14 protein-coding genes are annotated in these 26,027 nt (G+C 45.3%); 1 reads left to right on the top strand and 13 read right to left on the bottom strand.

Annotated features, from left to right (window positions below; translation table 11 throughout):
- Nucleotides 1-12: 12 nt before the first annotated feature.
- From ACYVAA_RS13635 to ACYVAA_RS13575, 13 genes are all read right to left on the bottom strand, one after another.
- Nucleotides 13-1,503: an SLC13 family permease gene (locus ACYVAA_RS13635; protein ID WP_460542595.1), complete on the bottom strand. Its 1,491-nt coding sequence runs from the start codon at nt 1,501-1,503 to the stop codon at nt 13-15.
- Nucleotides 1,500-2,273, bottom strand: a complete 774-nt coding sequence (locus ACYVAA_RS13630) for a DUF4886 domain-containing protein (protein WP_460542593.1) — start codon at nt 2,271-2,273, stop codon at nt 1,500-1,502. Before ACYVAA_RS13630 ends, ACYVAA_RS13635 begins: the two co-directional genes overlap by 4 nt.
- 59 nt (nt 2,274-2,332) lie before the next feature.
- Nucleotides 2,333-3,559: a glycoside hydrolase family protein gene (locus tag ACYVAA_RS13625; protein WP_460542591.1), complete on the bottom strand. Its 1,227-nt coding sequence runs from the start codon at nt 3,557-3,559 to the stop codon at nt 2,333-2,335.
- 105 nt (nt 3,560-3,664) lie between these two features.
- Nucleotides 3,665-5,626, bottom strand: coding sequence for a sialate O-acetylesterase (locus ACYVAA_RS13620; protein ID WP_460542589.1), 1,962 nt, complete (start codon nt 5,624-5,626; stop codon nt 3,665-3,667).
- An 82-nt stretch (nt 5,627-5,708) separates the two neighbouring features.
- A complete protein-coding gene (locus ACYVAA_RS13615) occupies nt 5,709-10,010 on the bottom strand; it encodes an Ig-like domain-containing protein (protein ID WP_460542587.1) in 4,302 nt (1,433 codons plus the stop codon).
- Nucleotides 10,011-10,207: 197 nt separating this feature from the next.
- Nucleotides 10,208-11,848 carry a RagB/SusD family nutrient uptake outer membrane protein gene (locus tag ACYVAA_RS13610; RefSeq protein ID WP_460542585.1) on the bottom strand — a complete coding sequence of 547 codons (1,641 nt, stop codon included), beginning with the start codon at nt 11,846-11,848 and terminating at the stop codon, nt 10,208-10,210.
- A gap of 18 nt (nt 11,849-11,866) precedes the next feature.
- The gene (locus tag ACYVAA_RS13605; protein WP_460542583.1) at nt 11,867-15,256 is read right to left on the bottom strand and encodes a TonB-dependent receptor; all 3,390 of its coding nucleotides are present in this window, start codon (nt 15,254-15,256) and stop codon (nt 11,867-11,869) included.
- A 70-nt stretch (nt 15,257-15,326) separates the two neighbouring features.
- Nucleotides 15,327-16,472, bottom strand: coding sequence for a FecR domain-containing protein (locus tag ACYVAA_RS13600; RefSeq protein ID WP_460542581.1), 1,146 nt, complete (start codon nt 16,470-16,472; stop codon nt 15,327-15,329).
- 163 nt (nt 16,473-16,635) lie between these two features.
- Entirely contained in the window at nt 16,636-17,196 is a 561-nt protein-coding gene (locus ACYVAA_RS13595; protein WP_460542579.1) for a sigma-70 family RNA polymerase sigma factor, read from the bottom strand.
- A gap of 416 nt (nt 17,197-17,612) precedes the next feature.
- Nucleotides 17,613-19,214: a RagB/SusD family nutrient uptake outer membrane protein gene (locus ACYVAA_RS13590; protein WP_460542577.1), complete on the bottom strand. Its 1,602-nt coding sequence runs from the start codon at nt 19,212-19,214 to the stop codon at nt 17,613-17,615.
- 12 nt (nt 19,215-19,226) lie between these two features.
- Nucleotides 19,227-22,421: a SusC/RagA family TonB-linked outer membrane protein gene (locus ACYVAA_RS13585; RefSeq protein WP_460542575.1), complete on the bottom strand. Its 3,195-nt coding sequence runs from the start codon at nt 22,419-22,421 to the stop codon at nt 19,227-19,229.
- Between the two features lie 217 nt (nt 22,422-22,638).
- Nucleotides 22,639-23,613, bottom strand: a complete 975-nt coding sequence (locus ACYVAA_RS13580) for a FecR family protein (RefSeq protein WP_460542573.1) — start codon at nt 23,611-23,613, stop codon at nt 22,639-22,641.
- Between the two features lie 117 nt (nt 23,614-23,730).
- Nucleotides 23,731-24,318, bottom strand: a complete 588-nt coding sequence (locus ACYVAA_RS13575; protein WP_460542571.1) for an RNA polymerase sigma factor — start codon at nt 24,316-24,318, stop codon at nt 23,731-23,733.
- Between the two features lie 399 nt (nt 24,319-24,717).
- Between ACYVAA_RS13575 and ACYVAA_RS13570 the strand changes: the two genes are divergently transcribed.
- On the top strand, nt 24,718-25,554 hold the full coding sequence (locus tag ACYVAA_RS13570) for an endonuclease/exonuclease/phosphatase family protein (protein WP_460542569.1): 837 nt from the start codon (nt 24,718-24,720) through the stop codon (nt 25,552-25,554).
- Nucleotides 25,555-26,027 lie beyond the last annotated feature (473 nt).

The raw sequence follows: 26,027 nt of genomic DNA, 5'->3' as shown, positions 1-26,027 counted from the left end.
GCCACTCTTATCTTACTCTACCCTACCTACACCATTTTTTAAGTGCTCAGGGAAAAACCCCGAATCAAATCCCCAGAAAATTTCCAGCAGAAAATAACTGGACAGAGCAACCAGCAAAATAGAAAAGAGGTTCATCCATAGACCTGTTTTGATCATATCCGGAATGTGCAAATATCCAGAACCAAAGACCACCGCATTAGGTGGTGTGGCCACAGGGAGCATAAATGCACAGGAAGCCGCAATGGTCACCGGAACCATCAACATAAAAGGATGGGTATCGAAGGATAGGGCCATCGGGGCCAAAACCGGTAAAAGCATGGCTGTAGTTGCCAAGTTGGAAGTTATTTCAGTGAGAAAGTTGACCATTGCTACCAAAATCAATATCATCAACAGCATGGACAAGCCGTTCAATTGCCCCATCTGATCCGCTATCCACTCTGCCAAACCGGTGGTTCCAAAACCTTTGGCCAAGGCCATTCCCCCGCCAAAGAGCAAAATAATTCCCCAAGGAAGCTTTACGGCCTCTTCCCAATTGATCAATCTTCGTGACCTGTCTTTATTCGGGAGTACAAACAAAATAATGGCCGCCGTCAAAGCAATCACCGTATCGTCAATCCCCGGAATGATTTTTTGGATAAATGAGCGAAAAATCCATGCTGTGGCTGTTCCGGCAAATACGATCAGCACCCATTTTTCCTCAAAGCTTATTTTCCCCAAATCCTTCAGCATCCTATTGATCTCAAGTCTACCACCGGGAAATTCTACTTTTTTAAAGTCAAAGGCATAATGGGTAAGGTATTTCCAACAGACAAACAACAAAACCATGCTGAGCGGAAAGCCAAACTTCATCCAATCAAAAAAGCTCAGCTTTATCCCATACAACTCTTCGATAATCCCCGCCAGGACCAAATTGGGAGGTGTCCCTATCAAGGTGGCAAAACCTCCTATGGAAGCACTGTAGGCGATGGCCAACATAAGGGCCTTTCCTACCCCGTCCCCATTATTATCTTCTGCAGATGTTCTTTTCGCAAACTGGGTGACAATGGCTGTCCCTATAGGCAGCATCATCACTGAAGTGGCGGTATTGGAGATCCACATGGACAAAAAAGCCGTGGCCAGCATAAAACCTAATATGATGCTGTTCACATTGGCCCCGATCAATGAAATAATGATCAGAGCGATACGCTTATGAAGGTCCCAACGCTCAATGGCGATGGCCAAAATAAACCCACCCATATAGAGAAATATGTACTTATGACCATAAGCCTCGGTAGTAGCAGAAATATCTACGGCCCCAGTCAGTGGAAAAAGGATGATGGGAAGCAGGGCAGTAACTGCAATGGGTACTGCTTCGGATATCCACCAGATGGCCATCCAAAGGGTAACGGCAGCCACCTGGAAAGCCCCCTCACTCATCCCCTCAGGAGGCTCGGCCCACATAAAACCTAAAAAAACCAATGGCCCCAGTAAGGCAGGTAATTGTTTGCTTAGGGCTGTTTTCATTTCACCGGTTCCATTTTTCCATCAACCAGCTTATCTACAAGCTGATGAATAAACTCAGCATCCCCTGCATTGACAATGGACAGGAATAACTCCTCCCCCCGGCTGTCAACTCCGGAGAGTCTTCCGGATAACCCCTTGGTGGTGTTGCCGGTCAGTATTTTATAAAATACACAGGCCGTGAGATAGGTCCCAAGACTGGAAGGGTGGCTTCCATCAGGGTCAAACAAGTTTAAATCGGGACGTAATTCCCTGGCTTTTTCCCAAACCTCTCCCACTGGGGCAAAATTGACTTCAGCAGCTTTGGCCAAATCCCTGTATCCCGCAGAAATGGTTTCTTGCATCAAAGGATTATAAGCGCGTGCCCAAGTCATGTACAATAGCGGCTGCGCCCCTGTGCTTTCCACCAAGTCAATAAACTTCTCTCCATAATCCTTGAATTCCTCAGGGGTATCCACGGTGCTTTTGCTGTGGTTTTGTAGGACCACCACGTCCCAAGCCCCATCCGTTATCACTTGTTTGGTCTTAAGTCCCCTATCCCCTTCCCAATGTTGCTTCAACGTAGCCCCTCCTAAGGTGGATTTTTTGGTTTCAATGATCAGTCCCTGATCTGCCCCCAAGGCACTGACCATCTGGGGAAGATTCCAAAAATAGGTATAACTGTTTCCAACAAACAGGACTTTTAAGGTATCCGCCTCTTGGCCAAAAAGATGAAAGGAAAACAAGAAGCCTATTAGCAAAAAGTACAACTTTTTATAATCAAATCGTAACATGGAGCATTAAATTAAATTCAAAACAAAACTTTGAAAACTCGACCAATATGAGGATAATTTTATTCTTTTCTGTAGAATTGACTAAAGTTTTTAGCCCTGGTCAAGGCTTCCACATAATAATAGTCCGCATAGACCAGAGGTACGTCCACTTCAGATTCATGGGGCAGGGATCCTACGCTATGGTTCAGAAGAAAAGGAATCTCCTTGGAGTCCAACCGATATTCAGGAGAGGACAAATGTTTTAAGATCTTTGTCGCTACCTTCCAATAGTCTTTTCCTCTTTCCAAATTAGTGTAATGAGATAGCTCCAAGAGGGCCGAGGCGATCACCGATGCGGCTGAAGCATCCCTTTCTGCATTTGGTATAGCCGGATCATCAAAATCCCAAAAGGGAATTTGATCTTCAGGTAGACGGGGATGGCTCAATATAAAATCAGCGATGTTCTCTGCCTGAACAAGAAACTCCTTCTCTCCGGTTTCCCTGTAGCACATGGTGTATCCGTACAGGGCCCAAGCTTGCCCCCTGGCCCAAGATGATTCAGGTGAATAGCCCTGATGGGTGGTTTTCAGTCTGGACATTCCTGAAACCGTATCGTAATCCACGACATGATAGCTAGAAAAGTCCGGCCTGAAATGATGTTTTTTGGTAGTCATGGCATGCTGCTTGGCTGCCTGGTAATAGCTGGAATCCCCAGTAAGACGGGTTGCGGCAAACAGCATTTCCAGGTTCATCATATTGTCGATAATGACTGGAAACTTCCATTTTTCCCGATTAAAATCCCATGAGCGGATACATCCAATCACCGGATCATACCGCGTCATTAAGGTATTGGCCGTTTCTATTATGACGTTTTTGTACACTGTATTTTTCAAAAGCCGGTAACCATTGCCAAAGCTGCAATACACCTTAAAACCCGTATCATGGGTATGACCATCGTACTTCTCTTTTTCAATAAACCCCGTCCACTCTTTGGCGGCAAACCGGAGCCCCTTATCCTGCGAATGCTCGTACAAATACCACAGCAAACCAGGAAAAAAACCACTGGTCCAGTCCCGGGAACTCACCCCTACCAGTTCTCCCTGGGAAGACAAAGCCCTTGGAATCCGGGTAGAATCTACTTCCAGGCAGACCAACTTCTCCTTAACCTCCAAGACAATTTTATCCAATTCCTGATGATAAAAATCTTCGGACGCTGCTTGTGCCCTCACTTGAAAAGGGAATATCAGGTAAAGTAACAGGACCCATAATCCGCCTACCCCTAAACGCTTAAAATGATTCAATAACATGGTTTTTCTGAAATTACTATTCTTATAAATTTTAATCTTACCGCCCCGCTTCACCCACACGAAACACTATATTACAGAAGCTTGACACCTCAAACCAGAGGGCTCTCATTCCGTGGACACTTTCCAGTCATCGGTTCTGAAAGGACTTGCGGGCAATTGTTCTGAATTGTAAAAATTCAGGGGACCTGGATTATCCGCCCAACCGTAGCGGACGGCCTGTGGCTGCTCGATACTGCCATGACTTACCAAAACTGTAGAATCCGATTCTACAACCGCCTTTGCCCGGTAAAACTGGTGATCGGCACCAGCTAGTGTAAATCCATTTAAGTTTTTTTGTCCATCATTACAATGTATGCCCTCTCCTGTATGTACAAAATAAAGCCTCATCTTATCACCAATTACTTCATGATGATCCAATAAAGGACCGGCACTAAGCAGGTTTGTCCGATAGGTATTTTCCAGTGCACTCAAAGCAAGCCTCCTTCCTACTTCCTGCTTGTTTTTGGGATGAATGTCATCTGCTTCTCCCAGATCAATGGCCACCGCCATCCCCGTATTGGGCAATTGCAAAGCCTTGCTTTGGGATTCCCTCAATTCTGCCCAGGTACTTTCTCCCGGTTGCTCTTCTACAGCCCGGTAATTGGCCAATTGCACAAAGTAAAAAGGAAAATCCCCCTGCCCCCAATGGTTTCTCCAGTCTTGGATCATGGCCGGAAACATCTCCCTATACACAAAGGCTCTGGAAGCATTACTCTCTCCCTGATACCAGATCACTCCTTTGATGGAAAAAGGGATGAGAGGATGGATCATACCGTTAAAAAGTGTCGAAGGAAAATTATTGGGATGGATATTTTTAGGGCTTACCGGCAAATCAGGGATTCCTACTTTCATTTCCCATTCTCCCGATAGGGCTATGATTCGGGAACCTATTTCCAACTTCAGATGCTCCGGAATTCCTTTAAACCCTCCGGTCCACCCCTTGTCCTTTACCCGGACTACAATGGTATTAGCACCTTTCCTGAGAACACCTGGTGTAATAGGATAAGCTCTTTTATCCTGACTCCCATTGGTCCAGCCGACCATTTTCCCATTGAGGTAGGTGACATCTTCCTCATCTATCCTTCCCAAATGGATAAGGGCATTATCACTGTCGGCTATTTCGGAAAGGTAAACGGTTTTCTTAAACCAAAACACCCCATCTGAATTTGGTAAATCCAGGTGCTCCAGGGTAATGGGCAATTGTACCTTAGACGGGTTCTCCCACCTCACAGTAGGATCGGACCAGTTATGTTGTAGCCCCAAATCCAGGGAATCCATAGAATGTTGCCAAACAGCTATGGCATGGTCCGCATCTTCTTTCATCTTATCCAAATCCAAGGCGCCTAGCTGCTCCAGACTATCCTTAAAAACAGGAAACCTACTCAATGTTTCCTTGCTTGTCCAAGCCTCTATATTGGTCCCGCCCCAGTTTGTACTGATCAAACCAATGGGGACGTCCAATTCCTGATGGAGTTCCCTGCCAAAAAAGTACCCAACAGCAGAAAAATCCTTAATGGACCTGGGGGAACATCGCCTCCATCCCACACTATCCGGAAGACGCACTACGGGCTGCCCGGTCATTTGATGGGGCACCTCAAATAGTCTTATCCGATCAAAATTGGCCTGGTTGATTTCTTCTGTTGCCTCCTTAACCCTTTCCACGGGCCATTCCATATTGGACTGCCCGGAACATACCCAGATATCCCCAAAATAGACATCCTGCAAGACCAGGGTACTGTCTCCCTGCACAGTTAGTTGAAATGGCCCTCCTTTTTTCTGGGCGGGGAATTCCAAATACCAGGTACTGTCCTGACCTGCAACAGTACTTACCGATTGCCCATTAATATCTACCTTTATCCTTGTATCAGGGGTAGCATTTCCCCAAATGGGCAATGGTGCATCTCGCTGTAGAACCATATGATCTGTAAACAACTGTCCAAGGCTCAACTGTGATTTTCGGTGTTGGCAGGCCCACAAGCTTACTAGGGAAAGCAGAAGATAAATAAATCCGAATGGTCTTCGTTTCATATGTTGATATTTGCAATGAGTAAGCATATTTAAAAGCTGAAACAGTCCTCTGAAAATGAAGACCATTCCAGCTTTTGATGAATTATTTGACTTTTAACTTTCCTCTAATAAGGAACTCTTCCCCATCCACTGTGACCATGTGTAAATGGTAAACAAACATGGACTTGTTCTTGGCATTATCGCTGTTTCTGTTCCACAGGATTTCGTGATTACCTTCATCCATTTTTCCCAAGGTGATCTTGTCCACTTCATTTCCATTAAAATCATAGATAGATAGCGTCACGTGGGATTCTTCGAACAGCTCATAAGCGATCGTGACCTCATATTCAAAGGGGTTCGGATAAACTTTAACCTTAGGTTTTTTTGCTTTTTTAGCTTTCTTCACCTTATCTCCATTGGGCGCCCCTTGAGAATACACCACCTCTTCCATCACATAGGAAGCATAAATAGAGTAAATGGCATTTCCTTGACCTCCAGAACCAAACTGCTCTGGCATGCCTCCTGCCCAATTTTCGCCCGAGTCAAATCGGCCTGGACTGCCCGATTCGTAATAGATAGGTGTTGGATTTTCATAAACCCAAGCCAGCCAAATGGTTTCACCTGCCCCCACACTTACAGCAGACTTCAGCATCACTTCCTGCCACCCATCCTCATTGCTCACCGGAGTAAGCGGAGTAATGGCTATCCTATTGGTCGGCACTGTGTCCCCCTCATAAATCGCCAGAAGCATATTCCCGCTGCCCGCCTTGTGGTACATGGTGACACTTTCTATCGTTCCATTTTCAGGCATAGTGTAAGGAACAGCCCTCCTATTGGCATTGTTGGTGACATTGGCCAAGCGGTCAGTGATCCCAATGGTGCTGAGCAAAGAATCCGGGGACTGCACCGTGAAGTTGACCAGCTCGGAAGCCACTTCATTGGAAGAGCTGTCTGTGGCCAGGGCATAGGCATTATAAACTCCCGGGGACACATCTGACCAGGTAAAGGTGTATGGCGCGGAATAAACAATTTGCAAAGGAATGCTGTCCTGAAAGAAAGTCACTTGAGACAGTCCCTCCATATTGAGCACTTCTGCTGTCAATTCAATATCAGCCGGGGCGGTATAAGTCGCCCCCTCCAAGGGACTGCCCAAGTTTATTGAAGGAGCTGGAGCAGGCAAATAAGAAGCATAAATGGAATAAACAGCATTTCCCTGACTTCCATTACCGAACTGTTGGGGCATACCGCTGCTCCATGTTTTACCGGAATCAAATCGCCCGGGGCTTCCGGACTCGTAATAAATGACCGTTGCATTCTCATAAACCCAGGCCAACCATACCGTTTCTCCGGCTCCCACACTTACGGGAGTCTCCAACATCACTTCCTGCCACCCATCCGACTGGTTTACAGCGGTAAGTGGCGTGATAGCTATTCTATTGGTGGGTACACTATCTCCTTCATAAACCGCAAGCAGCATATTGCCGTCCCCAGCCAAATGGTACATACTGATGCTCTCTATCGTACCATTTTCCGGCATGGTGTAAGGCACAGCCCTTCTATTGATGTAGTTGGTGGCACTGGCCAGACGGTCGGTAATGCCTACGGTATTCAGTAAGGAATCCGGGGACTGCACCGTGAAGTTGACAACTTCGGAAATCACTTCATTGGAGGAGCTGTCTGTAGCCACTGCATAGAGGCTATAGGCACCAGGGGAGACATCGGACCAATTATGTGTAAAGGGCTCTGAATAGATGGTTTGTAAAGGGAGGCTATCCACGAAAAAGGTCAGCTGGGACAGGCCCTCCACATTGAGTACTTCGGCCGTCAGTTCAATTGCTGCCGGGGAGGTAAACGATGCTCCATCAATTGGACTGGTCAGGTTTACGTAGGGACTTGAAGTAGGTATGTAGGAGGCATAAAGGGAATACATGGCACTGCCTTGGGTACCACTTCCAAATAAATCAGGCATGCCTCCCACCCAGGCCTGATTGGAATCAAACCTACCGGTACTCCCGGCATCATAGCGAATACCAGGATTGTTTTCGTATAGCCAGGCCAACCAGATGGTTTGCCCTGCACTGACTTCCACACTGTCCAAAAGGCCAATGGTCTGCCATCCTTCCGCATTATCCACTGTCGTGACAGGCGTGATGGCCAACAAACTGTCTGGAGCAGTGGTGCCGTTATAAACCGCCAGTATCATTCCCCCACTGCCGGCATTGTGGTACATCGACATGCTTTCTATCCTTCCATCCTCTGGCATCACAAAAGGCTGGGCCCTTCTTTTGTTGTTCGTGGTGTTGATTCCCAGCACTTCAGTTATCCCCACCGTCCCGGGAGGGTTGGACTTTTCCGTGATGGTCACCATGCTGGTATCGGAAGAAGATACTGCCCCTTCATTATCATGGGCCAAGGCAATAAGCTCGTAAGTTCCCGCGGTAATGTGGGTCCAGTTTGTCACATAGGGTGAAGTATTGACGCTGCCTATTGGGCTTCCATCCACGAAAAAGTCTACTTGTACCACTTCTCCATCCACATCACTGGCAGAAGCTCCCAGTTCTATAAGCCCCAGATTAGGGTCAATTTCGACCGTGCCTGAAGATGGCTTCATCAACAAAACGGTAGGAGGAATGTTTTCTGGATCCAGGGAAGCAAAAATGGAATAGACCTGATTTTCTTCCGTTGCGGAACCAAAAGCACCGGGCATGCCACTCGACCAACCATCGGAAGATTCAAAGACTCCAGGACTGCCTGACTGGTACCGAATTCCGGGATTGGTTTCAAAGTTCCAGGCCAGCCAAACCACCTGCCCTACAGCAACCTCCAATACCGTATCCAACGCTACATGCTGCCATCCTTTCTCAGCATTCACTGAAGTAAGGCCCGTTTTGGCCAGCAAGTTTCCGGGAGCCGATTCACCATCATAGATGCCCAGCACCATAATTCCGCTGCCTCCTTCATGGTAGATGGATAGTTCATTGATCGCTCCGGGCTGCGCCACCGTAACAGGAACAGCGCTCCTGCCGGCCTCTGTACTTACCAAAGGATAAATATCCGTATTACCCAAGGCTTTGTCCCCGTCATTGACGATTACAGAACAAGTGCCCGTTTTATTGCCATCCGTTGTCACTACCGAAACAAGGGCCTGACCAAGGCCTGTGGCCTGTAGCAATCCATTCTCATCCACTGTTACCACATTTGTATTGGAGGAACTCCAGGTCACCGAGCGGTCATTGGCCATTAGGGGCAAAACCTGATCCACCAACTGTTGTTTCTCCCCTACCTCCATCAGTACCGATGCAATATCCAAAAGCACCGTGTCTACTGAAAACGTGGGAGCACTGTACCAACTTTGTGGCAAATTCGGATTGGGACCGGGGTCTTGATTGAGAATGGTCAATGCCGAATTGTAAAAAGTATTGATCCCATTATCAAAACTGTTATTATCAAAAACGTAAGTGTCAAAGCCCAAGCTTTTAAAGGAATTGCCATAAAGCCCCCGCTCATCACAATTAAAAACAGTATTCCCCACAATATAACATCCCGAACCGCCAAACATAATTCCATTGTTAGAACTTCTGTCCTCATAACCTCCAGCGACATTATAAATGGTATTATTTTCCACCCAGGTATCCCTCCACTCGTCCAGGCGGTAATCGTTGGTGATGGATACCGATGCCGCCTCCAAGGTCACCGCTGCCTGATTATACTGGGTGGCCGTGCCGGGTGCAATATCGTACATGACATTGTTCCTGACGGTTACATGAAAACTCTCGCCTTTGATATTGATTGCCTCCCCATTTCCGCAGTGATGGAGCTCGTTGCCCTCTATCCAGATATATTCGCAGTTGTCCGGAAAGCTGGTATAGGCGTAATTGCCTGTCCCCACATATATGCCCTCCCCCCATTGGGAATTTCTTAATCCGGTATTATAGATATGGTTGCCGATAATGTCCACATAAGAACAACTATGATGCACATGGATACCTGCCTGTCCAGGGCCGCTGATATCATTGTTAAGGAGCATAATATGGTCGCTGCTGTCAAGCACTACTGCGTCCAGTCCTCCCCGGATAAAGACTCCCTGGACTACAATATAACTGCTGTTGACGATTTTGAAAGCCGTACCGGTATTGGTCACCGTTTCGAAAACCACCTCCCCCGTACCATCGGACTTAATGATCAGGGGAGCATTCTCTGTAAACTGACGGTTTTGGATAAGCACTTTATTGTAAGTCCCGGGACTAAAGACCAACTCATCTCCTCCATTTGCATTCTGAATAATGGCCGTCACATCATCTCCGGGATTCACCTGGATTACATTGGCCAGCACTTCCTGGGCACTGCCCAGGACCATACACAACGTCACATAAATAAAGAAATATACTTGTCTAGATAGATACATGGGATTTTGGGTTAGGTTAATTTATTGGAAAGCTCAAGCGCTCCTTTCTCTAAGGCTTTCCGTACAAAAATCTCGTCGCTCTTTCTGGTAAAGCCATAGCTTTTCCATTCACCCCAGAAAGGGTGTTATGGTCTTTTAATTAATGGTTTCTGGAGGCCAGGCCTCCAGAAACTCATCAACCGCTTAGCCTTGAGCGATTACCAACCAGGATTATTGGAATTGATGTTGATATTATTATCAATTTCCTCCTGAGGAAGAGGGAAAAGAGGATCCAGGTTCAACTTCCCAACAGGCTTATCATATTTTAGCAGGGAGTTATCCGGCAAGAATTCTGAATAAAAATGCCGCTTTACTTTGGTGCCATCCCCAAAAACGCTTTGGATTTCTCCCCATCTGATCAGGTCAAAAAGGCGTAAACCTTCAAAAGCCAGTTCCACCCTTCGTTCATGGCGTACTACCTCCACCAGATCGCCGCTGTTGACCGGAGGCATGTTGACGGATAGCCGCGCCCTGACCTTGTTCACCCAAGTATAAGCCTCCGCATCTCCCTGCTCTGCCAGGGATTCTGCCAGTATCAGGTAGAGTTCAGACATCCTCATGACGGGAACATCCTGACCGGACCAGCGGACATTGGCCAAATTGATGACTGTTCTGATCATCTTTCTGACATTCATGCCCGAGGGAGACCAACGGTAATCATATTCGACCATATCCCCGGCCGAATAGACCACATCCCACCTTACCGTATCCCCGTTCTCGTCCAATCGCTGATGGGTGTAAGCAAAATCTTCCCCTGGATATACTTTATAGTCATCCCCAGGAGCAAAAATGGTGTATTTCCTTCTGGGATCATCTTCTTCAAAAGCATCATAAAGGTCCCTCTGTGGTAGGGCATAGCCCCAACCATCCCCGTCAATCGCCGTTTTGAGTGTCGCCGGCAAGTCCCTGGACAACCGCTGAACCGCATGATTACCACCATGAAATTCATCGTTTTCCACAAACCCCCAATACCACAAAAGTTCAGGGTTACTGTCCCCCTCGTTTTCCAGGGCCCAGATTGCTTCAAAATCATCCATCAAGTGCTTCCCGGCCCCCTCTGCAATCTCAACAGCCTCTCTTGCGGCGGCTTCAGCACTGCCCCAATCTCCCATGATCAGATAGGCCTTTGCCAGCATCGCTGCAGCAATAGGCCTTGAGGGAGCCCCGGGGAATATGGGTTGGTCTTTCAGGTTTTCCTTGGCAAAGGTAAAATCCGCTATTACCTGCTCCATGACCTCTTGCTTAGGAGCCCTGGGCAAATGAAAATCATCGTAGCTTTCGGCCAGGTCCAGATACAAAGGAACATCCCCATACAACAAGGTCAAAAACTGATAGGAATAAGCCCGGTAAAAAGCCGCTTCCCCCATATATGGAGCCTGCTGCTCTACGGTGAAGCTTTCATCCGTGGACTGAGGGATATTCGTCAAAGCAAAATTGGCCGCATTGATACTCTCGTAGGGATACCTCCACCAACTCCTTACATTTTCATGCGTTGGGTTGATATTCCACTCCTCCAACGCTACGGAAGCCGCCCTTACCGGTCTCCAATAACTGTCGTCCGTCAACGCATCCAAATGGATGGTCATGTCCCTGTACAGCATGTTGGCGTTGCCCCTGTGCCAGGGTTCGTAACAGGCATTGACGGCTGCCCTCGCAGATTCTGTCCCTACAAAGAAATTGGCTGAATTAGGCCTGTCCAAAGGATACCGGTTCAGAAATTCCTCTTCATTGCAGCCGGACAACAGCATGACCAATGAAAGGAGAGGTAGTATATATTTGATGTTATTTATTGAATTCATGGTTTAACTATTTTGGGTTTAAAATGCTGCTTTAACACCTAGCGTAAGGGTCCTTGGAATGGGCACCCCGGTAACGAAGGCATTCAAACCGGATCCGGTCGCTGTGGCGTTACCCACTTCCGGATTATGGTTCTTTGTAAAAGTACGGGCATTTTGCACACTCAGATAGACTCCTAGGTTATCGATTTGCGCTTTTGAAATCAGGCTTTCCGGAAGGTCATAGCTAAGGGTAATGTTTTGAACCCTCAAATAAGAGGCATTTTCCAGCCAAAAATCGGAGAACTGTTCATTACCACCCGAGCCGTTTTTGTTCAATAGCGGAAAGGTGCCGTCCGGATTTTTAGTGGGATGGTACCGGTCATAAAGCCTTACATCCTCATTTTGGGCAAAGCTGGTCATCAGCTGAAACAGGTCGGTGGACTGCCCCGGGCCAAAAAATTCGTCCGCCCCATGGGACCCTTGCAACTGGATCAGCAAACTGAGGTTCTTATACCCACCCGAAATCATCCCGCCATAAAAAAATTCGGGATACCTACTGCCGACAATAGTCCGGTCAGCCTCATTGATCACCCCATCGGGTGCTCCGGTCAGGTTTCCATCTTCATCGAACCCATTGATGTCCATTAGCGCAATATCCCCTACTTTCTTGGTTGGAAAACTTCCGCCGGCATACTTGTCCAGTTCACTTTCATTGCGGATAAGACCATCCGATTTATAACCAAAGAAGGAATGGGCTGGGGCACCAACCTGGTGTTTGTAACCGATCCTACTTCCGCCCAAAGTGATCTCTTCCCTACCCGCCAGATCCGTCACTTCATTCTTGATTCTGGACAGGTTAAAACTGACATCATAAAACCAATCCGCATTGCCTCCTTTTGCCCCTAACAGCACCTCAAAGCCCTTGTTTCGGACATTGCCTCCATTGATCACAGGAAAGCCGGCCAATCCAGAAGAGCGGGGTATGGGCTCTGCAAACAGCATGTCAAAGGTATTTTCAATAAAGTAATCCACCGTTCCATAAAAGCGCCCGTTTAACAAAGTAGCATCCAAGCCAAGGTTGGCCTTATTGGCAGACTCCCAGGTCACATCCCTATTGACGGCAGATGTCAGGGTATACCCCAAAGCCGGCAGGTTGTTGGATACGGCCCTTACCGCTTCCAGTGCCGCACTGGTTCCATAAATACCGATGGAATTGACGTTCCCCAAAGAACCGTAGCTGGCCCTTAATTTCAATTCCTTCACCACAGGGCTGTTCTGCAAAAAAGGTTCCTCTGAAATTTTCCAAGCGACGGAACCGGAGGGAAATACCCCCCACCTGTTCTCTTCGGTAAGTCGGGAAGTTCCGTCACGGCGTATGGTACCGGTAAAAAGGTATTTGTCCTGAAAGGAATAGTTGATTCTCCCAAACATGGAAACCAATGCCCAGTCCCTGAAATAGTTGCTGTTAATTTGACTAGTGGGGTCTCCGGCATCCAAAAAACGGATATCATTGTTGATAGTGCCCGTACGTTGGGCGGAGAGTGTTTCTGAGGAGTTCTGCTCTCTGGAATATCCCAACAAAAAGTTAAAAGAATGCTGTTTGACATCCAGCTGGTACTTTAACAAGTAGTCATTGCTCCAGTAGACATTCTCCAGGGATTCCTTATAGACCGTATTGACGTTGGTCCCACCCCAGCCATAGTCCGGCGGCACTCCCGGAACAAAATCCGATTGTTTCTTTCCTGCGTAGTTAAGGCTTCCCCGTACGGTAAATTCCAAGTTTTTGACAGGGGAAAAGGCAATGTAAAGGTTTCCTTGTAGTCCTTTCCAAATGGCTTCCTGGCTACTGTTTTGGGCCTCCCAGATGGGGTTGACAAAGAAATGCTCCAATCCGGGATTATGAATGATGCCCCAATCCCCATCCTCTTCTTTATTTCGGGTAAGCGGCACCTTGGTCAGGGCCTTTCTATAATAGGTCTGGTCTCCCATCACCTTATTGGAACTGATGTTCAGGGAATTGCCAAACGTAAACCAATCCCTTATTTTATGGTCCGTATTGATCCGAAAAGTGTATTTTTTCTGTCCCGTACCAATGACCATTCCCTCCTGATCTACCAAATTGGCCGATACAAAATAATTGGAGCGTTCCGATCCTCCCGCTACGGAGACGTCATAGGACTGTATCCCCCCTTGACGAAGCATCAGATCTTTCCAGTTGGTATCCACTCCTTCATAATAGGCCAAATCACTTTGTTCCCAGTCCAATGGGATATTGGAGTTTTCATAAGACTCCGTCCAAAGCTCCAGAAACTGATCTGCATTCAACAGTTCATGTTTGAGATTACCTTCATTGCTTACCCCCCAATAGGCATTGAAGGTGATTTGGGGTTCCACATTCACCCTGCCCCGCTTGGTGGTCACCAAAATAACCCCATTGGCAGCCCTTGCCCCATAGATCGCCGATGCAGAAGCGTCCTTGAGCACAGAGATGGATTCGATATTGTTCTGGTTGATATTTTCAATGCTATTGGTGATCACTCCATCCACCACATAGATGGGCGATGAACCACTTCCATTGCCGGTATTGATGGAGCTGATTCCCCGCACCGTCACATTAAAGCCTGACCCTGGCAGACCTGAATTACTGGAAATGGACACGCCTGCAGCCCGTCCCTGAATGGCATTTAGCGGAGAAGTACCTGCAATTTTGTCAAAACTTTCCGTGGTCACTGTACTTACAGCCCCGGTAAGATCACTTTTCTTGACGCTTCCATAACCTACCACCACCACTTCTTCCAATGCTTCCATATCGGGCATAAGGGTGATGTTGATCTCTGTCTGATCCGACACATTCACCTGCTTGCTGACAAAGCCCAAAAAGCTAAACTCCAAAACCGCATTGGAAGGTACGGACAGCTGATAATCACCGTTTACGTCCGTCACCGTGCCCTTTGAAGTTCCTATGATCAGCACATTGGCGCCGGGCAAGCCCTCTCCATTATCATCGGTCACCCGCCCTTTTACCTCGATTGCCTCATTGGATTCCTGAAGCTGTCCCTTGGGAGAGGGCTCCCCTTCTTTTTTAAAAATAATGGTCTTGTCCCTGACGACATAGCTATAGCCATGGGGCACAATGAGTTCATTGAATATCGTACTCAGTGAAGCATCTTTGACGTTGATGCTCATCTTGGGCAGGCCATTAAACAAATCACTGGGGTACAAAACCTTGTACCTGCTCTTTTTTTTGATCACCCTCAGAATACTTTCAAAGGATTCATTCTGGACTTGAAGGTCCATCGTCAGGGTTTGTGAAGGACTGTAAGCCCTTACTTCCATGCCCGCAATGCACATCAGTAACATTGTCAACAAGAAGGTCTGGAAGTATTTTTTCCGGATTTTTTTGGGTATTATTGTATCCTTGTTAAACATAAATTTTAATTGTAAAAGGTTAAACATTTATTTAAACAAACTCAAAGGAGTGTTGGGAGCACTCCTTTTTTTATTTCACGGTCACTACATTTTTATCCACGTCAAATTCAACAATTCCTGAAGCTTCCAGCATTTCCAAAAACTCTTCAAAATCCTCATAGCGGGTAATTCCCCCCGTAAACTTCCTGGTTTTCAGCCCTTGGTTTTCGAACAATACTTCAATGTCATACCAGCGGGCTATCCGCGCCAGGAGGACCTGGAGCTCTAAATTCTCAAAATACATGATACCATCCTTCCAGCTGATAAAATTCTCCACCTGCACTTCTTTCTTGGTCAGGCTACCGGAAACCTTGTTCAACCGGCCCTGCTCATTGGGGCTAAGTACCAGACTTTCTCCTGAAGAAAGGTCCACGGCCACACTTCCTTCCACCAAGGTGGTGATGATGTTCTCTTCATCCTGGTAGGAGGTCACGTTAAAGGCGGTTCCCAGCACCCGGATGGTTTGGGATTGGGAATGAAGCACAAAGGGACGATCGGCATCTTTGGCCACTTCAAAATAGGCCTCCCCGGTAAACTCCACTTCCCTGATATCCTTGGCAAAGGCAGACGGGTACTTGATGATGGTTTCTGAATTAAGCCACACCTTGGTCCCATCTGCCAGTTGCAGCTTGAATGATTCTCCACGGGGAATCACCAAAACATTATACTTGGGTTTATTGGTGCCACTCTTTCCTTCATTGTACTCCAAATTCTTTCCTGAAGCGGCTATTTCTGCATAAGGGTCATTGATAGAAAAAACACTGTCCTGATCAAAGGCAATCTGTTCTCCCGAAGAGGTATACAACACAGCATTTCCTGTTTGGGAAGAAATTTGTGCCAGGACATCCTGCTCAGGTAAGCTATCCTCAGCACCAAACCGCCCCTGGCTTAAATATAATACGGCACCTGAAATAAGAACCAAGAGCACTGCTGCTGCTGCCCATTGCCACTGGCCAAATGGCCTGCTCTTTTTAAAAGTCAATTCGGCTTTCAGCTTTTCAAAAGCATCTTCCCTAAGGGGAGGCTGGTAAGTTTTTTGGTTCTTATAATACGACAGGGCCCGCTGGAAATATTCGCTGTGCTCGGGATCTGCTGCTATCCAAGATTGTAATTCCTGCTCCTCTTCAGCAGAGATACAGTCATGAGCCTTTTTCCATATTAAGAGATAATCGATCATATTCCTGTCCTTTTACATTTAAATGACAGGAGGATTTAAAAAAAGGGTGACAAAAGTTTCAACTATTTTTTATAGAACAACAAAATACAGGCGCCAAAAAACAAGCGATTTACCCAGTTAAATTTCAATAAACCAACAATTTAAAAAATGATCCTCGAGTTTTTCAAAACATAAACAAAAGGCTAAAAAGCTTGGGGTTCATTTCTTTTTTCAGCTTATCCCTGCCTCTTTTCAACTGGGTCTTTACCGTGTTTTCAGACAAACTAAGAAAAGTAGCTATTTCGGAAATCTTTTTCCCTTTTAGGTATTTCAATTCGATGATTTCCCTCACCTGTTCAGGCAAATTTTCCAGGGCTTTTATCAAATCATCTTCCCACAAAACACTTTCCTCCAACCCTTTTTCATCGATCAATGCCATCTTGGCTTCTATATAGAGGATTTTATGCTTGTCATAAACCTGAAGGCTTTTCAGCTTGTTCAAACAACGGTTTTTCACTGCAGTAAACAAATAGGCCTGTAATGTCCCTGTCAGTTCGATAAATTCCATGTTTTCCCAAAAATGCACAAAAAATCCCTGTACAAGGTCCTCGGCCTCGTCCGCATCCAAAAGGAAAGTATAGGCATAATTCACCAAATCGCTATAAAAACTTTGAAAGAGCCTATTAAAATCTTCTTCTGTCTTTCCTTTAAAATTTTTTAATGCCAGGTTATCTGTCTGTTTCAAAACTCAGCAAAGCAAAAACACACTTTGATTGTTAATGTTGGAATTATTGGGGAAGCCTAAAAAAACGCTTCGTCACAATTAACTACAATAATTTGATTTTACCAACTGGCAGACCTGTCAAATTAAATTAGGAAAAACCATTATCATCCAGAATACCACATGCCAATAAAGAGGTTTACTACAAAGCTCTTTGGCATAAAATATTTCCTTTAAAATCCATTTGGCTGTGCTGAAAAATGGAAAAGATAACCGCTACCAGAAATTTACTTTCCCGGTGGATAGCCTAGGTCCCAGTCCCATCCTAAGATAAAAAAAGGACCCTGACCAAAGATTTTTTCATCCTGGTCAAAGTCCATCAAATAAGAATTAACGGTCAACTACCTATCAGGCTAAATGCAAGCGGCAATAAGGGTATATCAATAGCCGGGGTTTTGTTTCAGTCCTGGGTTCACCTTGATACTGCTCTCATGATAAGGCCATAGGTATTGGTGTGGAGAAAAGGATCTTTCTTCGATTTTCAAAGAAACCTTTTGTCCGTTTTCCATTTTGGTATGGCCCAAAGCGGGTTGGTTAAGTACTTCCTCTGCGATTTTCCAGCGAATGATATCGTCGTATCGGACTCCTTCCCCTGCCAATTCAATTCTTCTTTCATTTCTGATCAAATCAACCCATTGGTCCTGGCTAAATGCGCTATATTCTGGCAGATTCACATCTGCTTCGGCCATTTCCAATCCAGCACGCTCTCTGAGCATATTGATGCATTCTTTTACGAGTGGGTCGATATCGTTCATCATGATTTTCGCCTCAGCATAGGTCAATAGGACCTCGGCATACCTTATAAGAGGATATTCCATGGAGCTGGAACCTTTAAAAGCATCATCTTCCGAAACAAATTTTCTAAACCAATATCCTGATTTGCTCGAGCGGGAATTTTCATAGTACATGGGATTATTGCTATCATAAATATCGATGCTTTCTCCGTAAAAGGTATCTCCATGCCCCATAATACTATAAGTATATCTCGGATCCCTGTTCAGGTCGGGATCAAGCTCATATGCTTCCTTGGAATGGTAGGGGCAGTCATCTATCGGTCTCCCCTGTAAAGTCCAATAACTGTCCACCAACGATTTTAGGGGTACGCAGTAGGATTGACCATTTCCTGTTCTAAAATGCGGGGCCAAATCCCTAAAGGAATAGGTCGATCCCGAAAAACTTTCCCTGTTCATATGAAGGATCACTTCATTGTTTTTATCTGAAGCATCGTACTGAAATAGCTCTCCATACACCGGATGAAGGCTGTACAATTGACTGTCCATTATCTCCTTGGCCTGCCGTGCTGCCATCTCGTACTTCCCATTATAGAGCGCGTATCTCATGATAATGGCCTTGAAGGAATATTGATGGAACATGTATTTATTGGCCGTATAGGGTTCAACAGGTAATTTGTTCGCTATTTCCTCTGCTAAAGGAAAAATGGTTTCCAGAATTTCCTCTTTTGGAACCGCTGGCTGTCTGGCTTCATCCAAATCCGCAGGCTCCAAAACAAAGGGAACATCCCCCCACCGGGCCGTAAGCTGGAAATAATGCCAGACCCTAATTGCCTGAAGGATATTATTATAGCGTTCGCGGATGGCCTCATCTTCCACATAAGGTTCGTCTACTTTGTCAATAAAGGTGTTCAGACGGCCCAAATGCTTCATGTGCAGGGAATAGTAATACTCCGCCAATCTTGAATTACTGTTCATACTTCCGTTGGCAATCAGCTGCTGATGCTGGCTGCTTTCCCGGGCATAGGCATTGTCTGACCTGCCATCCAGCATATAAAGTAACAGCCTACGGTCACTGTTGTGGGTAAATACATCTCGGTAACTACTGTAAACCACTCTGCGCAAATCATCCTCATCATTGTAAAATTCCTCAAAGGAAGTGGCTGTGGGGTCGGATTTATCCAAAAAGCTTTCACAGCCAGACATGGAGAATAATGCCGACAATAATATTGCTAAACTAATTTTTTTCATTGCTTCGTTGGTTTATAAAATCGTAAACTTCACCCCTAAACTATATGTGGCCATTCTAGGGTAATTTCCACTGCCTCCATTTCGCTCCGGCTCCAGCCCTTCCCACTTGGTGAAAGTAAAGGCATCTTGGGCGTTGACATACACCCTGAGGTTCTGTACTCCTTTTACCGGTTTGGGAACAGTATATCCCAATTGAAGTGTTTTGACCCTAAAATAGCTGGCATCACTAAGCCAAATATCACTTAAGTAAGTGTTGGTACTGGTTCCCGTCCACACCCTTGGGAAGCGGCTTTCGGGGTTTTCAGGAGTCCACCGGTTATCCATGTAAAATTGGCTGGGGGTTCCCAAATTGTTGTTGGTGCCATCCACATGAATCGGGTAGCCTTCCATTCCGTTTAACCTTCCTGTTCTTTTTCCTACGCCTTGCCCTAGGAAGTTGAAATCCCATCTCTTGTACTTCAAATTCACCGTAACGGAATAATTCATATGTGGAAAAGGGTCGCCCAGATTGATTCTGTCTTTGTCATTGATGAGGCCATCCCCGTTTTGGTCCACGTACTTGATATCCCCTGGCAAGGCATTGGGAAGTTTGGCCTCTGTCCCGTCGATTTCAGCTTGGTTTTGGAAATAACCATCACTTTCGAATCCGTAATAGTTATCGATTGCAATCCCGTTATACCAGATCTTATCGGCGTTCCCTTTAAACACCAAGGTATCAGACACATTATAACCTGCTTTTAATACCTTGTTGGTGTTGTCAAAAAGCATCCCCCCTACACTGTACTCAAAGTCCCCTATTTTATCCCTCCAGTTAGCTGAAATCTCCCAGCCTTCATTTTCTACCTCACCGATGTTCACCGCTTGTTCCAAATAATAGGACCCGGTAAGGGGAGGTACTGGAAAATTATCATAGATCAGGTCATAAGAATACTTGTTGTAATATTCGGCCGTCAAGGTCAACCTACTCTTGAGGAGGGTAATATCCACCCCTACATTGCTCTGCTTCTGTTTTTCCCATGTAAAACTAGGGTTGGGAACTCTGAAGGTCCATCCCCAGTTGTTGACATCCTCCTGCCAAAGGTAAGGGGCCACATTTTCGTTACCGATCTTACCGTAAGACATTCTGAATTTTAGGTTATTGATGATCCCCCGTTCGTTGAGGTCCCTGAAAAAGCCTTCATTGTGGGCGTTCCAGGCCAAAGCTGCTGAAGGGAAGAAACCCCAGCGATATCCAGGTGCAAACTTACTGCTACCATCTCTTCTAGCGGTGACCTCCAACAGGTAACGTTCGTCAAATGAATAATTAAGTTTGGAATAAAAAGAAGCCTTGGCAATCTCCCTATAATCGGTATAGGTATGGTTCATGATCTCGGTACCGGCGATCAAATAGATTTTATCTTTTTGGTTCCGCAGTTCTTTTTCATAATTGGCATTTGCCCTGGCCGTAAACTGACTTACACTGACGCCTTGATCTGCTCCAACGGCATTGGCCCAAGTAGCTACAGGTCTGCCATTGCCATCAAAAAACTTAAACGTCTCCCGCTTATATTTGCTGGCTGACTTATTGATCATATAAGACAAATTACCGCTCAGATGAAAGTTGTCATTGATATGGTATTTGGGTCTTAAGTTGATGGTACTTCTATCGTATAAGTTATTATGGGTACCACCGTGATAGATCCGGGCCAAAGGATTGAGGTCGTTGTGCAGGATGTAGTGCTCTGGCAGATCAGAATCATAAAACACGCCCTGCGTTGGGTTCATCCTCCAGGCCAACTGGTACAAGCCATGGCCATCATTGTTGGCATATAGCCTATTTATTTGAAGCCTTCTGGCATAAAAATCGGCCAATAGGACAAACTTATCCGCAATATTGATATTCGTATTGAACCGTGCACTGAACTTTTCGGTTCCTTCCAGTTCGTTGAGCCCGTTTTCCTTTACGTAGCCCAGCATGAGGTTGAACGTTCCCACTCCCCCACCTCCGGAAATACTGGAAGAGACGTTGTAAGAATGGGCTTTTCGCTCCATTAATTCACCAAGCCAGTCCGTGTTGGGGCTTAAGCCCTGCTCCGCATTGGAAATATCTTCATCAGTATACAAAAGGGATTGTCCCTGTAAGTCCCTGGCTTCGTTATTTAGCCTCATGTAGTCGGCTGAATTCACAAAATCAGGAAGGTCTATGGGGTCATTCATGGCAGTCCAGGCATGCATATTTACTTTGAATTTGCCCGTAGTCCCCCGCTTGGTTTCCACGATGATGACACCATTTGCTCCTCTGGAGCCGTACATGGATGCTGATGCGGCATCCTTAAGTACGGTGATACTTTTGATTTCATTGGGATCGATGTCTGAAAGAGACTGTTCCATCCCATCAACAATGACCAAAGGATAGCTTCCCATTAAGGTGCTTACCCCTCTGATCTGCAAAGCGGTCTGACTTTGTCCGGGGAGGTTGTTGCCCTGCATTAAGGTAACTCCGGGAATCGTCCCACTGAAAGCTTCCTCTAGTTTGAAAATGGGCCGGTTGACTGCCCTTTCCATATCCAGGTCGGAAACGGCGGATGCTACGTGCTTCTTTTCCACCTCACTGTAGCCAAAAACTACCACTTCATCCAAAGCGGCACTTTCTTCCTGGAGCACCATGTTGATGTTCGAGCGGCTGTTTACCTTGATCTCTTGGTCTGAAAATCCCAGCATGCTAAAGATCAACGTGGCATTTTCTTCTGTATTGATGGCATATTTACCGTCCAGGTCGGCCACCGTCCCCAAATTGGTACCTTTGACCAAAACGGTTGCTCCCGGCAGGGGTTGTCCGCTTTGGTCCCTTACGGTTCCGATAACCTTGATTTTATCGATATAGCGGGGCATATCCTTTGCTTTGGTTACCGATATGCTATTGTTCAGCTGTTGAAATTTTAGCTGATGCTTCTCCGATAATAGGTTCAAAAGTTCCTCCACAGTAACTTTTCTCTTGTTGAAGGAAAACCGGTCCAGGCTGTTTGAAACCGTCTCATCATACAAGAATACAAAGTCCGTCAAAGATTCTATCTGCCTGAACACCTCCTCAAGGCTGGCTTCTTTTGATTCAAAGATGATACTGATATCACCGGGGCTTTTCCCCTGTAATTTTGAGGCATGAGAAAACGGAATGCCTAATAGCATGATGACCGTCACAGTCAATAACTGCTTCGATAGGTGGGTCATTTGTTTTGAAACATTGAAAAACATGGAAATAAAAGTTTAGTTCATTTTTGCAGTTTAATGGTTTTAATAATCTGGAAAGGGCAATAATATCCAAGCAGCTTACATTTATAGGAGCTGAACAGGGTCTTTTTTGGAATCTCTTGGACGGTCCGAGAAAAAACGGTTGCCTCTTCCGGTTATTAGCAAAGGGTTTGTGGTGGATGGTATTACATAAGCATCACGGTTTTTGGTGGTGGTTAAATTTTAGTAGAATGGTATTTTCGGACGTTCGTTCCCAATCGATGTTCTTGATAAACTTGATCTGGTTGAGAAGATTGGACAGACTGTCCTTTTTGAACTTTCCGGAAAGCGTAAGCTTTGCGAGTTCAGAGGTTTCATAGACTATTTGGATATTGTAATTTCTTTGGATGATCCTTCCAAGATCTTCCAAGCTGGCCTGATTCAGATTGATCATCCCGGATTTCCAGGCAAGCACCGCCTCCATATCACAGCGTTGTTTTATCAGGTTTCCCGCATTGGTGAGCGTGGCTTCTTCATTGGCGGTAAGCATTGCCTTATTGGGGGAGTCCCTTACGGTTTGCACCTGGACTTTACCTTCCAGCACACTTACTTTGGGGCTTTCTCCAGGGTAAACATTGACATTAAAAGCGGTTCCCAAGACCTCTGTGGTAAGTGTCTCTGTGATCACCTTGAATGGCCTTTGGGCATCTTTGCTGACCTCGAAAAAGGCCTCCCCTGTTACTTTCACCGTTCTGTTTGTCCGACTGAATTTTTTGGGATAGGAAATACTGGATTCAGCATTTAAGAACACTTTGGTGCCATCTTCCAGCGTCAGTTCTAATTGTTGCCCATTTGCCGATATTTTTTTTATCCAGCTTTTATTTTGATGAGTAGAATAAATGGAATGGCTTAAATAAGCTCCCAAAAAAAACAACGCCAGAACTGCAGCATACTTCCAAAATTGCACGAAAGGCTTCTTGGCCTGGGCAGGATGACTGACCTTGCTTAAGGCTTTCCGCTTAATACTGGAAAATATCTCTGAACCGATAAGCGACAGTTCCTCTTTAGTCCTATCCCTCTTTTTTTGTTTGAGGCGATCAAACCATCTTTCTATAAGCTCATCCTCACTAGAGGTGGTCTTGCCTTGCTCGTACTTTTTTAAAAGCTGATCAAATTCCTTTTCACTCATCATGCGTTCTACTATTTAAACCATAGTGGAACAAAGCGAACAAAACACCTACGCGGACTTACAAAAAATTTTGAGTTTTAACATTTTAGTAACACAAACAACAATCCCTTAACACGATTTCTAGTTGATCATAAAGACCGCAAGCATTAAGGCCACATCAAGCTCCGGCGATTTTTTGAGGTGGTTCAGTGCTTTATGGATTTGATTTTCTACCGTACTTTTGGAAATCCCCAGTCTGTTGGCGATTTCCTGGTTGGTAAGATGTTGGAACCTGCTGAGCCTAAAAATTTCCTTGCATTTGGGAGGGAGCTCTTCAATACTGTTGTCAATTTTGGTCCTAAGCTCATCATAGTATATTTTCGATTCCACGTCGTTGGTGGCGTTCAAAACCTCGTTAAACTGCTGTAAGTAGTTCTTCTGAAGCTCTTGCTTTCGTATATATTCTATGAATTGATACTTGGTAGCCTGATACAGATAGGAGAAAGGATTATTGATAGTCAGGCTTTCCCTTCGATTCCATAGATCCAAAAAAATCTCCTGGACAAAGTCCTTGCTCAATTCATCGTCTCCGGTAACTGAGACACTGATTTGGAAAAGCCGTTCCCAATATTTGTCATAGAGCATTTCGAAAGCCTCCCACGATCCTGATTTCATGGCTTCTAAAAGCGATACGTCATCCTGCTTAATGCATCCTTTGGAAACATACATGGTTTTCATTGATACTTTTTGTAGAAATTGGCTGCAATTATCTTTACTAAACTGAAAAAACTAAAAGAATCAGTGTTATGTGATTTTTAATTTTTACGAATATCAACTCCTTTTTAAAGCCCTAAAAAGATCATTTTGACTCCTGTAATCATCCTTAGGTGCTCAACTCCTTTCTCCAAAAAACTTTACAGTCACACTCAATCCCCCTACTACCCTTTGTTCTAAGTTAGAATAAAAAATTAATTTTTTAAAGAACCCTTTTATATTTGATTAATTTTTCCCAATTATCGGCTTAACATTTTATTAATTTTAATACTTTTCCACCAATTGGTACCATTGGTATATTTGCCTCAGGATAAAAAAGAACCTAAGGTGAATGAACTAAGAATTTTATCGACCATGAGACTATTTTCATTTTTATTGATCCTCCTCATTTCCCTGAGCAATTGTACCACCACAGATGCACAGCCTAGCCCCTCATCAGGGCAAAAGGAAGATTCTGAAACAGGGAAGCCCATAAAAGTGCTTTGCTATAATATCCATCATAGTAATCCCCCGAGCAAGCCTGATTTTATTGACTTGGAAGCCATCGCCAATGTTATCAGAAACAGTGGGGCAGATATCGTGGGGCTGCAGGAGGTGGATGTCTTTACCAAAAGGTCAGGTCAGGACTTGCACATGGCAAAAGCACTGGCAGAAATGACAGGCATGGATTATTATTATTTCTCCAAAGGCATCGACTACCAAGGCGGAGAGTACGGAACAGCCATTTTATCAAAATTTCCACTTTCAGATACCCAAACACATTTGCTCCCTGCCGAGAAAGGTACCGAGCAGCGCACCTTATCTGTCGCTACAGTGACCTTAGAAGACCAAAGCAAAATCAAGTTTGCCAATACCCATCTGGATTACACCAGTATAAGTAATGCCCTTTCTCAGGCTGCATTTATTGTTGATTATTTTAAGGATGAACCCCTCCCCTCAATTTTGGTCGGGGATTTCAATGCGGTCCCCACAAGCGATCCCATTCAACTTTTGGATAAAACCTTTACCAGAACATGTAGTAACTGTGCACCAACCATCCCAGTCGACCAGCCAAACCGGGCCATCGACTTTATCATGTACCGTTCTGCTTCAGCATTTAGTGTGAACATGCATAAGGTTATTCAGGAAAAATACGCATCCGATCACTTGCCGGTTCTTTCCACCTTATTGCTGAACACTGCGCAAGAATAAGTATAGAAATAAGACACTAGATATTAGACAAAAGACGCTAGACTCATTTGTGCCTCCCGGCAGAGGCGATTAAAGCTACGAAGCAGGAGGCTGAGCCTGTCGAAGCCTATCTTATGCAATTCCAAACTGGTTCAATTAAAGGAAAATCAGTGCCAATTCGTGTAATTCGTGGATCTTAATTTCAATTCCAAATTGGTGCTAATTATTAAGAGACAATAGACACAAGACATCAGACGCTAGATCATTTGCAGCTCCGGCCCGAGGCGATTAAAGCAGCGAAGCCGGAGACTGAGCCTGTCGAAGCCTATCTTATGCAATTCCAAACTGGTTCAATTAAAGGAAAATTAGTGCCAATTCGTGTAATTCGTGGATCTTAATTTCAATTCCAAATTGGTGCTAATTATTAAGAGACAATAGACACAAGACATCAGACGCTAGATCATTTGCAGCTCCGGCCCGAGGCGATTAAAGCA

This window comes from Echinicola sediminis (genome assembly GCF_054777495.1).
The sequence above is the reverse complement of the archived record's forward strand: the minus strand, read 5'-3'. Positions and strand labels throughout refer to the sequence as shown.